We start from the raw sequence: 13909 nt of genomic DNA, 5'->3' as shown, positions 1-13909 counted from the left end.
CAGCGGGGCGGTCAGGGCTGGGCGCGGAGCTTCGCGGTGAGCGTGCGCAGCTGGGCGAGCTCGTCGTCGCTCAGCACCGACATCCGGTCGGCGATCGACCGGCCGTGCGCGGTCGCGACGCGCCGGAAGGCGGACTGGCCGTGCTCGGTCGCGCTCACGAGCGCGCCGCGCCCGTCGAGCGGATCGGGGCACTTGGTGAGCAGGCCGCGGCTGACCATCCGGTCGACGAGCCGGGAGACGCTCGGCTGGCTGATGAGCATGTTCGACGTCACGTCGCGAAGACGTGCCGCGCCGCCGTCGCCACGGGTGACGGTGAGGAGGACGTCGTACTCCGCCTGGGAGAGTTCGTCCTCGACGAAGTCGGTGCTGATCTCCTGCAGGACCTCGTGCTGCGCGCGGAACAGGCTCTCCCACGCGGTGATGGCGAGGCGGCGGTCGGTCATGGCGTCCACTGTAACCCGACCATAGGCTGAGTGGCATGGGGCGATATGCGCGCATGATCATGGCAGTGCTGATCGGGCTGCTGGCATCCTTCGTCATCGCGGCGCCCGCGGCGGCCGACGTCGAGGACTTCACCTTCGACAGCCTCACCGTCGACTACACGCTGACGCGCGCCGAGGACGGGACGAGTCGCCTCACCGTCGTCGAGGAGTTCGTCGCGCGCTTCCCGGACATCGACCAGAACCGCGGCATGCGGCGGATCATCCCGGACTCCTACAACGGGCAGCCCCTGCACCCCGACCTCGTGTCGATCACCGACGGCGAGGGTGCGCCGCGCGCCGCGGAGACGGATGCCGAAGACGGCATGTACTCGATGACCTCGCGCGCCGACGATTACGTGCACGGCGCGCAGACCTACGTCTTCACGTACACGCTCGAGAACGTGACGTGGACGTTCGGCGACACGGGGCAGGAGTTTTACTGGGACGTCAACGGTGTGGACTGGTCGCAGCCGTTCGGTGAGATCACGGCCCGGCTGCACGTCGACGCCGAACTCGCGGACGCCCTGACCGGCCGGACGGCCTGCTACGCCGGTTCCCAGGGTGCGTCGACGACGTGTGACGCGATCGACGTCGAGACGACCTCGGACGGCGGCGCGATCGTGACGGCCCGCGCGACGCAGATCGCGCCGTACGAGACCCTCACGATGGCGGTCGGGTTCGCGGATGAGACCTTCGTGCTCTTCGACACGTCGTTCCTGGCATCGCCCCTCGGCTGGGCGCAGGGCGTCGCGGGGATCGGATTGCTCGGCGCCGGGGCGCTCGCGCTGCGATCGCGGCGGCGCTGGCTGCGCGACGAACCGGGGCGGCCGACGATCATCGCGGAGTACACGCCGCCGACCGGCATCGATGCGCTGGAGAGCGCCGTGCTCCTGGGCAAGCCGGCCAAGGCGATCCCCGCGGAGGTGCTGGAACAGGCCGTGGCGGGCTCCATCCGCATCCTCGAAGGCGCCCGGCGCTTCTTCGGGGGCGCGCGTCTCACGGCCGAGCTCGTCGACCCGTCCCGCGCGGACGGCGACGGCCGGATGCTGCTGCGCGGACTCTTCCCGTCCGGACAGCCAGGGGAGCAGTACGAGTTCGGTCGGCAGGACACCCGGCTCTCGAAGGTCGCGCAGGCGATCCTGAAGGAGGCTGAGGCCGAGCTGAAGAACCGCGGGCTCCGGCGTGCGGTGCCGGTCGGCGCACGGGTCTGGCCCATCCTCGCGGTCGCCGTGGTCGGCGGGCTCGTGTTCCTGTTCGGGATGCTCGCGTACGACGGCGGCGTGCAGTCGCCGTGGCCGTTCGTCATCATCGTGATCGCCGGCATCGTCGGCGTCGGCGTCCTTATCATCGTCGTCCGCAAGCCGCTCACCCGTGCCGGTGCCGAGGTGCGCGACCATCTCGAGGGGCTCAAGGTCTTCATCGAGTGGGCGGAGGCAGACCGCATCCGGATGCTGCAGTCCCCGGCCGGCGCAGAGCGCGTGCGCGTCGACGACCCGCGGGAGATGCTCCGGCTGTACGAGACGCTGCTGCCGTACGCCGTCGTGTTCGGCCAGGAGAAGGAGTGGTCGCAGCAGCTCGCGGTGCTCTACACCGCGACGGGCGCTGCCGGCCCCGCCTGGTACTACGGGACCGGAGGCTTCAACGCCGGATCGTTCTCCGACGGCATCGGATCGCTCTCGGCCGCGGCGACCTCGTCGTCCTCGACCTCGGGCGGATCGGGCGGCGGCGGCTCGGCCGGCGGTGGCGGCGGTGGCGGCGGAGGAGGAGGCGTCTGACCGGTCGCTGTGCACGCGCGCGGCCGGCACCGTGCGGGATGTGAACGGTCGTAGGCTCCACCCATGACGACGGAACGTGCGGCGGGGCGCGCGGGGATCGCGGGTGCGGGGATCGCGGGCGCGGCGGCGGTCGTGCTGGCCGGCGGTGTCGGCGAGGTCGTCGCCGGACTCATCGGCGGTGGCGGTCCCGTGACGTCGGTCGGCGGGTGGCTCATCGACCTCGCGCCGCCCTGGGCCAAGGACACGGCGATCGCGCTGTTCGGCACAGCCGACAAGATCGTGCTCGTCGTGGCGATCTGTCTCGTGATCGCGGCGCTGGGCGCCGCGTGCGGCGTGCTGGAGGTGCGGCGACCGCCGTGGGGCGCGGCCATCGTTGCGGTGTTCGGGATCGTGGGCGGCGTCATCGCGACGACGCGATCGGATGCCGTCGTCGGCGCGTGGCTGCCGTCGGTGGCCGCCGGCATCGCCGGCGCCCTCGCCCTCTGGTGGCTTGCGCGCATGGTGCGTGGGATGGCCGCGGCGGGCGCGGCGGCGCCTCAGCCGTCCGTCACTCCGGCAGTGGACTCTGCCGGGACGCGGGCGCCTCAGCCGCTGTCCGCCGCCCCCGGCCGCGCCGATCGCCGGACGTTCCTGATGTGGTCCGGCGCGACGGTGGTCGTGGGTGTCCTGGCTGCTGTCGGCGGTACGGCGCTGCGCGCCGGACGTGCGGCGGCGACGGCGATCCGCGACGTCGTGCTGCCGCGGCCCGCGGTGTCGGCGGCGCCAGTCCCCGCCGGTTCCGAGCTCGACATCCCGGGTCTCGCGCCCGTCATTACGCCGAACGACAGCTTCTACCGGATCGACACGGCCCTCATCGTCCCGAGCGTCACCCCCGCCGAGTGGAGCATCCGCGTCCACGGCCTCGTCGAGGAGACGGTGACCCTGACGTGGGACGAGCTGCTCGCGCTGCCGCTCGAGGAGAGTCATACGACGTTGGCGTGTGTGTCGAACGAGGTCGGCGGGACGCTCATCGGCAATGCGCTGTGGCTCGGCTACCCGATCCGCGAGCTGCTCGCGCGGGCACGGCCGACGGCCGAGGCCGATATGGTGCTCTCGCGCTCGGTGGACGGCTTCACGGCATCCACGCCCCTGGAGGCGCTGACCGACGATCGCGCCGCGATCCTCGCGATCGGCATGAACGGTGAGCCGCTGCCGCAGGAGCATGGATTCCCGGTGCGGATGGTCGTGCCCGGCCTGTACGGGTACGTGTCGGCGACGAAGTGGGTCGTGGATCTCGAAGTGACGCGGTTCGATCGCGCACGGGCCTACTGGACGGATCGGGGCTGGTCGGAGTTCGGTCCCATCAAGCTGCAGTCGCGGATCGATGTGCCGCGGGACGGCCAGAACGTCGCGGCCGGTGAGACCGTCATCGCGGGCGTCGCGTGGCAGCAGCACGTGGGTGTGGCCGGGGTGGAGGTGCAGATCGACGACGGCGCGTGGCAGCAGGCGACGGTCGCTGCCGCGATCTCGGATGACACCTGGGTGCAGTGGAGCCTTCCGTGGACCGCGACCGCCGGCCGGCATCTCCTCCGCTGCCGGGCCACGAGCGCGACCGGCGACGTGCAGACCTCGGCGGTCGCCCCCGTCGTGCCGGACGGCGCCACGGGGTGGCACGAGCGGAACGTCACCGTCTCCTGATCGCGAGGCGGGCCCGCGCCGGGGGCACCGGGAGTCATGTGCCCGGCCCGACCTCCGAGCCTCAGAACGGCGGCGGATCGGCTGCCGGCGCGAAGGTCAGTGTGCGCGCGGGGGCGTCCGGGTAGACCCGACCGGTCGGGCTCGTCCACTCGAGCACTCCGCCGGGTCGTTGGCGCACCCGCCAGGCGGAGTTGTGCTTCAGGACGTGATGCCGGCGGCAGAGATGCGCGAGGTTCCCGAGCTCCGTCGGTCCGTCGTGCTCGCGGGCCACCGTGTGGTCCAGGTCGCACCTGGCGGCCGGCTGACGGCATCCGGGGAAGCGGCAGTGCTCGTCGCGCACCTCGAGCAGCCGCCTCAGTGCTGTCGTCGGACGGTAGGTGTCGACGGCGACGACGCATTGCGTCACGGGGTCGAGCTGAACCCGCGTCCACGCGGTCGCCGTGCCCGCCAGGCGACGCGCCGTGTCGGGGTCGATCGGACCATGTCCGACGAGCTCCGCCGGTTCGTCCGTCTCGCCTGCGAGCGTGGAGAGCGGCACCGTCACCTGGACGTGCGCACGGATCGCGTGGCCCTGGGGGATCGATCCGTTCGACGCCTCGGGTGAGCTGTGGCCCGTGAGGAGCAGGTCGGTGAAGGCGTCGGCGCGCACCTCGTCGAGGGTGCGTGTGTCGGCCATGCCCCGCTCGCCGTTGAGCTGCGCGTCGAGGTCGAGCCGCGCGTCGCCGTCGAGCCGCGCGTCGCCGTCGAACAGTGCCGCGCCGTCGCGCGTCGGGTTCCGCGCGTCGATGGTCGAACGGGCGACCTGCGTGAGCCGGTCGAGGATCGCGCGAGCAAGGGTGGCGGGAAGGACCGCGATGAGTTCGGCCATGCCGTCGTCCGCATCCTGCACGCACACCCTGCGTCCCGTGCGTGCCAGCCGATGCCGCTCGGCGAGGGGGACCGGGTGCAGTCGCTGCGCCAGCATGCGCACGATGGGGCGCACGCGTCCGGGAGCCTCACGACGGGCCACGTCCAGCGCCGCCCCTTCGTAGGCGCTGCGCACCTCGGGCTCGGAGATCAGCATGCCGGCGTCGACGATGACGCGCGCATGGGCGGGATCGATCTCGCCCATGGCCAGGGCCGCGAAGGTCTCGGGGAAGTCGGCCGTCAGCTGCGCGGCGTATCCGATGCGAGCCTGCACCCCGCGGTCGGAGGCGCGGGTGGCGGCCGCGATCTGGGCCGCGATGGAGCGGAGCGGGATGTCACCGGACGGGTGTGATGTCTCTCCGCGGGCAGCCTGCTCGCGGGCGAGATCGGCGGCGGCCGCCAGCAGCCGCGCTTCCTCCGCGTGGAGTTCCGCCATCCGGCGGCGCGTCCGCGCGATGCCGTCGATGATCGCCTCGGTGCGGGCGATGTCGTCGCCGGCTGCCGTGATCACGTCTTCCTGCATGCCCCCATTCTGCGGAGGGGTCCCGACATCCGCGTCGGGAAAGCCCCGATCAGAAGCATAATTGTGGAGAACCTGCGCATGCCGTCGCCTGTGCAGGAGACGGCATCCGAACGGCTGACCCAAGCCGGTCGGTAGGGCAAGAATAAGGGCCGGTCGGAGAGGCTTCCGACCGGCCCTTGTCCCTTTGCACCAAGAGTGTCCTGCAATCACATGCCGGCAGCTGCCACAGCAAACAACTACCGTGCTTGCACTCTATAACGAGAAGATAACGACGACAAGGGTTTGCCGTTATCTTTTCGTAATCAGTCTGATCAGCGCCGGCTGTGTCCGATCGACAGCACTCGTGACCTGCGAAAAGGTCGGCGTCACCGTCCCGAATTCGCCTCGAGCGCCTTGGTCGAGGTCCAGTTGGCGAGCATCTGCAGCCGCCCATGTGAGGCGGAGCCCGGCTCGGCGGAGAAGACGAGCATCTGCAGGCCGCGGTCGGATGCGAGGTCCATGCTCTGGAAGGTGAGGTCCAGATCTCCCACGACGGGGTGGTGGATGCTCTTGAGCCCGGTGCGGTGTTCTCTGACGTCGTGCGTGCCCCAGAGTCTGCGGAACAGGTCGCTGCGGGTCGAGAGTTCCCCGACGAGATCGCTGAGCTGCCGGTCGTAGGGCGACCGGCCGGCTTCGGCGCGGAGGATCGCGACGATCTGGCGGGTGTTGGCCTCCCAGTCCTGGTAGAACGTCTGAGCCCGGGGGTCGAGGAACACGAAGCGGGCGGCGTTCACGGGCGGCTGGGGGTCGTCGAGCATCTCGGAGAACAGGGCTCGGCCGAGCTGGTTGGCTGCGACGAAGTCGAGCCGACCGTTCTGCACGAAGACCGGCACCGTCGACATGGCGTCGATGGTCTGCTGCATCCCGGCGGTCAGCTGGGTCTTGCGAGCCGGCTGGCGTCGCCGCTGGGGGTGGGCGCCGGCGTTCGCGGTGCGGATCAGGTCGTACAGGTGCGCGTGCTCGGCCTCGTCGAGTTGCAGAGCGCGACTGACGCCGTCGACGACCGCGTCGGAGACGCCGGTGGCGTTGCCTCGTTCCAGGCGCTTGTAGTACTCGGCACTCATGCCCGCGAGGAGGGCCACTTCCTCGCGGCGCAGTCCGGGGACGCGACGACGACCACCGAAGTCCGGCAGTCCGGCCTCGGTGGGAGTGAGCTTCGCTCGGCGAGAGCCGAGGAACTCGCTGATCTCGTCGCGCGTGTCCATGGCAACGACGGTACGCCGATACGGCCCGGCCAAAGGGTCCCTGTCGGTGCACCCATAAGTAGGGCCGCGCTCACTTCCGCGCGAAGGCGTTGACTCGGATCACACCGTCACCGGCGTGACAGGCGGCCGGCAGACAGAGACACCAGACAGAAGGAAGCAGGAACCATGATCAAGGCACATCTCGGAAACCTCGAGGTCGGTCGCATCGGTCTCGGCGCGATGACGATGGCGGGCACCTACACCGCCGAAGGCGGGCTGGACGACGCGGAGTCGGTCCGCACGATCCACCGGGCGCTCGATCTGGGCGTCACCCACATCGACACCGCGGAAGTCTATGGGCCGTTCCACAGCGAGGAGATCGTCGGCCAGGCCGTGCGCGGTCGACGGGACCAGGTGCAGATCGCCACCAAGTTCGGCATCCTCGCCCACGCGGCCGACGGCACCTTCGGCATGGGGCCGGACGGGAGCGGTGGCAACGTCCGCCGCGCCGTCGAGGGTTCGCTCACGCGGCTCGGCACCGACTACATCGACCTCTTCTACCAGCACCGGATGGATCCCGGGACGCCGATCGAGGAGACCGTCGCCACGCTCGCGGAGCTCATCGCCGAGGGGAAGATCCGCCACTACGGCCTCTCCGAGGCCGGCGCGGCGACGATCCGCCGGGCGCACGCCGTGCACCCGATGGCGGCGCTCCAGACGGAGTACTCGCTCTGGACGCGCGACGTCGAGGCAGAGATCCTGCCGGTGCTCCGCGAACTCGGGATCGGGTTCGTGCCGTACTCGCCGCTCGGGCACGGTCTCCTGACCGGGCAGATCCGCACGATCGAGGACTTCCCCGACGACGATTGGCGCAAGACGAACCCGCGCTTCACGGGGGAGAACTTCACCCGCAACCTCGCGATCGTCGACGAGGTCACGGCGATCGGCGCCGAGATCGGCGCCACCCCAGCTCAGACCGCGATCGCCTGGATCCTGACGAAGGGCGACGACATCGCCCCGATCCCCGGCACCCGTCGCATCGCGCGCGTGGAGGAGAACATCGCCGCCGATGCCGTCGAGCTGACGGCGAGCCAGATCGAGCGGCTCGACAACCTCACCCCGGCGGCCGGAGCGCGCCACGACGAGACGAACATGGCCAGCGTCGAGCAGTAGGCACAGAACCCGCCGGCACCCAGCCCCCTCCCGGCGTCACCGGACGGGCTGCTGCAGCTCGGTGACCCACTCGGTCTGCGGGCCGTCGGCGACGAGGTACACCTCGCGCGACGGCCCGATCGGCTCGCAGCCGGCGGCATCCATCGCCACCATGAACTCGTGCCACGCCCGTCCGATGCCCGGCATATCGCCCGCGTACGTCCAGACGGCGACGCGCTCGGCGCCGGGCAGTTCGACGACCTCCCACCCCTGGCCGGGCTGCGGGTCATCACCGGCGATCCATGAGACGTTGACGCCGAGATCCTCCGTGCCCTCGATCGGCTCGTACCAGAAGATCCCCGGCTCGCGATAGTCGACCCCGGACTCGCTGAGGGCCGCCTCGAGCGGGGGCAGGATGCGGTCGATGACCGGCGTCACATTCTCGGGCCCCATTCCCGGAGCCGTGCCGCGGGCTGCGTAGACGGTCACGGGGTCGAGGCTTCGGAAGACGAGTGCGGACATGGGCGGTTCTCCTTCGAGTGTGGAGAGTCGCGACGTCAGACGTGCGAGACGCGCTTCATCTGCGGCGAGGGACGCCTCCAACTCGGCGCGTCGCCGCAGGAGCACGGCGCGCAGGGCGTCGTCCTCGTCGGCAGCGCCGAGCACGGCGGCGGCGTCCTCGAGCGAGCAGCCGAGGTCACGCAGCTCGACGATCCGCAGCAGCCCTCCGAGCTGCGACGGCTCGTAGTGCCGGTACCCCGAATGCTCGTCGACCCGCGCGGGCCTCAGCAGCCCGATCGCGTCATAGTGCCGCAGCATCCGCACGCTCACGCGTCCGTGTGCAGCGAACTCTCCGATGGTGTACATGATGGAGACCACGCTCGACCCTGACACAGGGGGAGAGTCAAGCGGAACCCGCGCCGTCCCCGGAGACGACCCGCACGGTGCTCGCCGGGTGGCGGACGAGCGCCTCCGCGGGACGGGTCGGGCGGCGTTGGAGGTCGCCGCGGCAGTTCGGGCAGGCGCGGCCGGGGAAGCGCTCGACGCAGTCCCCGCACCACGTGCACTCGAACGTGCAGATGTACGCCTCGTCGTGCGGCGACAGGTCGCGATCGCAGCACTCGCAGTTGGGCCGGATCTCGAGCATGGGTCCGACGCTACGAGCCTCGAGTCCCGGACGCCACGCGTCCGCGGGACAGGAAGGCGCGGAATCCTGCCAGGCCGCGTGCGCTCCCTGGCACGATGAGCGGATGTCGTTCACCGTTCGCCGACCGGGTCCGCACGATGCCGCCACGGTGGCCGAGCTGCATCTGTCGACGTGGCGCGAGGCCTATGCCCACCTCCTGCCGGCCGACTTCTTCTCAGCGGAGTACATCGAGCGACGCCGGCGCATGTGGCGCGGCCTCCTCGACGACCCGCCCGAGGAGACCACCATCCGCATCGCGGAGAGCGGCGGATCGATCATCGGGCTCGCCTGGGCGGGGCCGGGACTCGGCGTCGGAGACGAGCCGCCTCCGCGTGCGCGCCAGCTGTACGCGCTCTATGTGGCGGCCGCGCACTACGGCACCGGTGCCGGTCAGGCCCTGCTCGACGAGGCCCTCGGCCCCGGGCCGGCGATGCTCTGGGTCGCCGCGCAGAACCCGCGCGCGATCGCGTTCTACCGCCGGAACGGTTTCGAGTTCGACGGCGTCGAGCAGACGGACCCGATCGCGCCGTCCATCACGGACGCCCGCATGCTCCGCTGATCGCCGTCGCCTCCGCAGACGACGGATGCCGCCGCCCGCAGCGCGGACGACGGCATCACGATCGGACTCAGTACCAGCCGTTGGACTCCGAGTGCCCCCACGCGGCGCACGGCGAGCCGTAGCGGCCGTCGATGTAGCCGAGGCCCCACTTGATCTGCGTCGTCGCGTTGGTCTGCCAGTCCGAGCCGGCGCTGGCCATCTTGCTGCCGGGGAGGGCCTGCGGGATGCCGGTGGCACCGCTCGAGGCGTTGTAGGCCTGGTAGTTCCAGCCCGACTCGCGGGTCCACAGCGAGTCGAGGCAGGAGAACTGGTCCGCGCCCCAGCCGTAGTTGCCGAGGAGCTGACGGGCGGCGGCCTTCGCGTCCGCGACGCTCGTCGTGGGCGCACCGGTGGCGGCGCCGGACGACCCGCCCGACGACGACTCGGCGGCCTCGGCGGCCTCCGCGGCTGCGGCGGCCTCGGCGGCGGCAGCGGCTGCCGCTGCCTTCGCGGCGGCGGCCTTCCGCTTCGCCTCGGCGGCAGCCTTCTTCTTCGCGGCCTCCTCGGCGGCCTTCTTGGCCTCGGCCTTCTCGAGCGCGCCGGTCAGTGCGTCGGCGGCGTCGACGACCCGCTGCGTCGCGCGGGCGGTGTCGTCGGTGATGTCGGGCACCAGGAGGGTCGGGGTGACCTCGAGCGCGGCGAGCTGGTCGATGTAGCCGCGCAGCTCGAGCGTGTCGATGGTCGTCGACTTCACGTCGAGCGGCAGGTCGGTGGCCTCGGCGGCCGCCTTCGCCTTGACGGCCGCGCCGAGCGCGGTGCGCGCGTCGGCGAGGGCGCCGAGTGCCTCCTGCGTGATGTCGCTGAGCGGCTGCGCGACGCTCGTGGTCACGGCGGCGCCGGAGCGCGCGGCGACGCTGGCGCCGGTGTCGGCGTGGGCCGGGATGGAGCCGCTGATGCCGCCGGCGGCGGTGAGGCCGAGGATCAGGCCGACCGCGACGGTGGCGGGGGTGAGGGCACGGCGGGACGGGCGAAGTGAGCTCAGGAGCATGAGGAGAGTGGGTCTTCCGGGTATGTCAGCGCCGGCGCTGGGCAACGGCGTGCGTCCTCGGGTTGGACACAAGAGTCCCCACTCTGCGTGCCGAGTCTGGACGAACACCGGGTAACCCCTGGACGAACCGTGCATGGACGCGCCCCAGCGCGGGCCAGATCAGAGGCACATTCCACCGAAACGGCAGGTCAGTCGAGCTCGTCGGCGAACCCCATCGGACGGATCAGCAGCCGCCGTCGATCGCGTATCCAGACGGTCCCGGCCCGTCGATGCTCGGCGCGCGTCGCGAAGCGGTAGCGGTACGAGACGGCGCGGATCCACCGCGGCCGGGCACCGTCGAACGGGTCGACGCGCAGCATCCGGAGTGTCGCCGGGTCAGCCTCCAGCAGCCGGACGAGAAGCCCCGTGAACCACTCGTCGAGCGACCGGCCGAGCGGTAGGAACCACATGAGCCAGTCGAGCCGCAGGTGGTAGGGCGCGAACGGGCGGGGAATGCGCGTCGGGTCGCCGGGCTTGCCCTTGAACTCGTACTCGTGCCACTGCGCCTCGTCCGGATCGGCATCCGTCGTCGCCTCCACGATGATCTCGATGCGCTCCTTCGTCACGGTCCCGAACGCCCCGTAGGCGTTGGCGAGCTGCCAGCGATTGAAGCTCGCGTTCATGAGCTGGCGGCGCGCGACCAGGTTCCGCACGGCCGGGACGCTCAGGATGACGTACCCGAGACCGACCGCGGACGTGACGACCACCCACGACAGCGGCATCCCATCCGGAAGCGGGTCGGATGCCGGCGTGCCCGCGCCCGGGATGCCGATGGCCGAGAACGCGAGGACGATCGTCGCCCAGTTCAGCCAGGCGAAGTTCCCGGTCAGGACGAGCCACAGCTGCGTCGCGATCACGACGGCCGCGGCCGCGACGCCGATGAGCTGCGGAACGGGCCCTGGGATCCACGCCGAGAGGAGCGGCGCGAACAGGAACCATGGCACCACGAGCTGCGCGAAGTGATTGCCCAGCACCTCGCCGCGGTGGAACCACCCCGGAAGCAGGTGCGCCTGCCTGCTCAGCGGTCCCGGCATCGGCTGCGTCTCGTGGTGGTACATGAGCGCCGTGAGGTCGCGCCACTCGCGGCCGCCGCGGATCTTGATCATCCCGGCCCCGAACTCCAGGCGGAACACGAGCCACCAGAACAGCACGATCACGACGGTGGCCGGCGGCTGGGCGTCGGACCCGAGGAACGCGGCGAGGAACGTCGCCTCGAGCAGCAGCATCTCCCACCCGAACCCGTAGAAGGTCTGCCCCAGCGAGACGATCGACATGTATCCGAACCACAGGCCGAGGAAGACCACGAGCGGAACCCACGGCGGCCCCAGCTGCGGCACCCCCGCGATCACGAGCGCCGACGCGACCATCCCGGTCACGCACAGCGCGACGAGCCTGCGGTCCGTGTACGCGACCCAGCGGAAGAGCGTCGGGCGCAGCATCCCCGCCCGTCGCTTCGAGGAGGCGGCCCACTCCAGCAGGTCCGGCGCGGGCAGCAGCCCGTGCTCGCCCAGCAGCGGTCGGAACTGGTTCAGCGTCGAGAGGAAGGCGATCAGCAGCAGCGCGGCGATGCCCCGCTGCAGCACCTGGCGCGCCAGCTCGAAATCGACAGCCGCGAAGCCGTCCATGTCGTCACCCTAGCCGCGAGCGACCCCCGTCACGAGGGGGACAGGTCGGGAGAGTCCCGGATGCCGAAGTCGTGCCGCAGCGCGCTGCGCGCAGCATGCCACCCGGCAAGGCCGTGCACGCCCGGACCCGGTGCCGCGGACGCGGTCGCGAGGTAGACGCCCGGGATCGGGGTCCGCCAGGGGTCCGGCGACAGCGTCGGGCGGCGCAGGATCTGCCACAGGTCGGGCGAGCCGGCCGCGATGTCGCCACCGACGTAGTTCGGGTTGTGCGCCTCCACCTGGACGGCGGTCTGCGAGTGGACCGCGACGATCGTGTCACGGAAGCCCGGGGCGAAGCGCTCGATCTGCGCCGTGACCGATTCCTCCCGATCGACCGCGCTGCCGGCGGGAACGTGCGTGTAGGCCCACAGCGTGTGCGCGCCCTCCGGTGCGCGGGTGGGGTCGAACAGGGACTGCTGGGCGACGAGGACGTAGGGGCGCTCCGGATGCCGGCCGCGGTTGACGTCGTTCTCGGCGGCGGCCATCTCGCCGCGCGTCCCGCCGACGTGGATCGTGCCCGCGCGGCGCACGTCGGCGTGGGCCCACGGCACGGGCGCGCTCAGCGCGAAGTCGACCTTGGCCACCGCGCCCCCGTAGCGGAACCGGCTCAGCCGGCGGCCGAAGCGCGACGGCATCCGGTCGCCCGCGATGCGCAGCAGTGCGCGCGGCGTGAGATCGAGCATCGCCACGCGCGCATCGTCCAGCTCGTCGAGGCTCGTGACCTCGTGGTCGGTGACGAGCTCGCCGCCGTGCGCGCGGAGATCCTCGACCATCGCGTCGATGATGGCCTGGCTGCCGCCCACCGGGATCGGCCAGCCCTGCGCGTGCGCGTACGCGCCGAGGGCGAGGCCCGCACCGGCGCCGGCGAGACTCGGCTGCGTCAGGATCGTGTGCGCCGCGACGCCGGTGAGGAGGGCCGGCGCGGCATCCCCGCGGAATCGGGCGTTCCATACCGGGCCGCCCTGCTCCGCCACGCGCAGCGCGAAGCGCAGCGCCGTGACGGGATGACGCGGGACCCGCACGAGCGTCGACCCGGTGAGGTCGGCCACGTGCGAGGCGTGCTCGACGAGGGGCCGCAGCAGGCGCTCGTATGCGGCCCCATCCGCGCCCAGCCCGTCCCGTGTGCGGGCGAGGTCGCGGAAGGCGACGGCCGCCCGTCCGCCGTCCAGCGGCTGCGCGAAGGAGACGTCGGGAGTCAGGAAGCGCACGCGGTCGCGGAGCCCGAACGCCCGGAAGAAGGCGGACTCGAACGCGAGCGGGTGCACGGCGGAGCACACGTCGTGCAGGTAGCCGGGAAGGGTCAGCTCGCGCGTCGCGGCCCCGCCCCCGGCGCGTGATCCCCGTTCGTACACCCGCACCGCGAGACCCGCGCGCGCGAGGGTGACGGCGGCCGCCAGCCCGTTCGGGCCCGCGCCCACGACTACGGCGTCGAGGCGCCCTCGAGAAGAGCCCAGCACCATGCGACCTCCTCCGCCGGCGGACCCGCCGACCGGCGTGCACGCGTCCCGTCAGGATAGGCGCGCCCGTGCCGCGGACGCAGGACCTTGCGCCGACGCACGTCGACGGATAGCGCCCCCGCGCGCGGTCGCCGGTGCCGACACCGCCGTACGGCGCGGAGGGAAATCTCCGGGGTGGCGGAAGAAAGTGTGGTCCGACCACATGGCCATAAGGCTTATGCGGAGCGGGCGCGCGGTAT

At 71.6% G+C, this 13909-nt stretch carries 12 protein-coding genes; 4 read left to right on the top strand and 8 right to left on the bottom strand.

Annotated elements, in window-relative coordinates; genetic code table 11:
* Positions 1-11: 11 nt before the first annotated feature.
* Positions 12-443: a MarR family winged helix-turn-helix transcriptional regulator gene (locus QZL85_RS05610; RefSeq protein ID WP_295574708.1), complete on the bottom strand. Its 432-nt coding sequence runs from the start codon at positions 441-443 to the stop codon at positions 12-14.
* 35 nt (positions 444-478) lie between these two features.
* On the opposite strand from QZL85_RS05610, the gene QZL85_RS05605 reads away from it, so the two are divergent.
* Both QZL85_RS05605 and QZL85_RS05600 read left to right on the top strand, forming a co-directional pair.
* Positions 479-2257, top strand: a complete 1779-nt coding sequence (locus QZL85_RS05605; RefSeq protein ID WP_295574705.1) for a DUF2207 family protein — start codon at positions 479-481, stop codon at positions 2255-2257.
* A 63-nt stretch (positions 2258-2320) separates the two neighbouring features.
* Positions 2321-3934 carry a molybdopterin-dependent oxidoreductase gene (locus tag QZL85_RS05600; RefSeq protein ID WP_295574702.1) on the top strand — a complete coding sequence of 538 codons (1614 nt, stop codon included), beginning with the start codon at positions 2321-2323 and terminating at the stop codon, positions 3932-3934.
* 61 nt (positions 3935-3995) lie between these two features.
* Here QZL85_RS05600 and QZL85_RS05595 read toward each other — a convergent pair whose 3' ends face one another.
* Entirely contained in the window at positions 3996-5363 is a 1368-nt protein-coding gene (locus QZL85_RS05595) for an HNH endonuclease signature motif containing protein (RefSeq protein ID WP_295574699.1), read from the bottom strand.
* 365 nt (positions 5364-5728) lie between these two features.
* A complete protein-coding gene (locus tag QZL85_RS05590; protein ID WP_295574696.1) occupies positions 5729-6607 on the bottom strand; it encodes a helix-turn-helix transcriptional regulator in 879 nt (292 codons plus the stop codon).
* A 165-nt stretch (positions 6608-6772) separates the two neighbouring features.
* On the opposite strand from QZL85_RS05590, the gene QZL85_RS05585 reads away from it, so the two are divergent.
* Positions 6773-7759 carry an aldo/keto reductase gene (locus tag QZL85_RS05585; protein WP_295574693.1) on the top strand — a complete coding sequence of 329 codons (987 nt, stop codon included), beginning with the start codon at positions 6773-6775 and terminating at the stop codon, positions 7757-7759.
* Positions 7760-7795: 36 nt separating this feature from the next.
* Here QZL85_RS05585 and QZL85_RS05580 read toward each other — a convergent pair whose 3' ends face one another.
* Together QZL85_RS05580 and QZL85_RS05575 are read right to left on the bottom strand one after the other, a co-directional pair.
* Positions 7796-8617: a MerR family transcriptional regulator gene (locus QZL85_RS05580; RefSeq protein WP_295574690.1), complete on the bottom strand. Its 822-nt coding sequence runs from the start codon at positions 8615-8617 to the stop codon at positions 7796-7798.
* A 25-nt stretch (positions 8618-8642) separates the two neighbouring features.
* Positions 8643-8885, bottom strand: a complete 243-nt coding sequence (locus QZL85_RS05575; protein ID WP_295574688.1) for a DUF1272 domain-containing protein — start codon at positions 8883-8885, stop codon at positions 8643-8645.
* A gap of 103 nt (positions 8886-8988) precedes the next feature.
* Here QZL85_RS05575 and QZL85_RS05570 point away from each other — a divergent pair, with 103 nt between their 5' ends.
* A complete protein-coding gene (locus QZL85_RS05570; protein WP_295574686.1) occupies positions 8989-9483 on the top strand; it encodes a GNAT family N-acetyltransferase in 495 nt (164 codons plus the stop codon).
* 67 nt (positions 9484-9550) lie between these two features.
* Here QZL85_RS05570 and QZL85_RS05565 read toward each other — a convergent pair whose 3' ends face one another.
* From QZL85_RS05565 to QZL85_RS05555, 3 genes are all read right to left on the bottom strand, one after another.
* The gene (locus tag QZL85_RS05565; RefSeq protein WP_295574683.1) at positions 9551-10510 is read right to left on the bottom strand and encodes a hypothetical protein; all 960 of its coding nucleotides are present in this window, start codon (positions 10508-10510) and stop codon (positions 9551-9553) included.
* Between the two features lie 188 nt (positions 10511-10698).
* Entirely contained in the window at positions 10699-12174 is a 1476-nt protein-coding gene (locus tag QZL85_RS05560) for a lipase maturation factor family protein (RefSeq protein ID WP_295574681.1), read from the bottom strand.
* Between the two features lie 29 nt (positions 12175-12203).
* Positions 12204-13673, bottom strand: coding sequence for an NAD(P)/FAD-dependent oxidoreductase (locus QZL85_RS05555; RefSeq protein ID WP_295574680.1), 1470 nt, complete (start codon positions 13671-13673; stop codon positions 12204-12206).
* Positions 13674-13909 lie beyond the last annotated feature (236 nt).

The sequence above is a fragment of the uncultured Microbacterium sp. genome (assembly GCF_900078385.1).
Taxonomy (GTDB): Bacteria; Actinomycetota; Actinomycetes; order Actinomycetales; family Microbacteriaceae; genus Microbacterium.
This window is presented reverse-complemented; position numbering and strand designations above follow the sequence as displayed.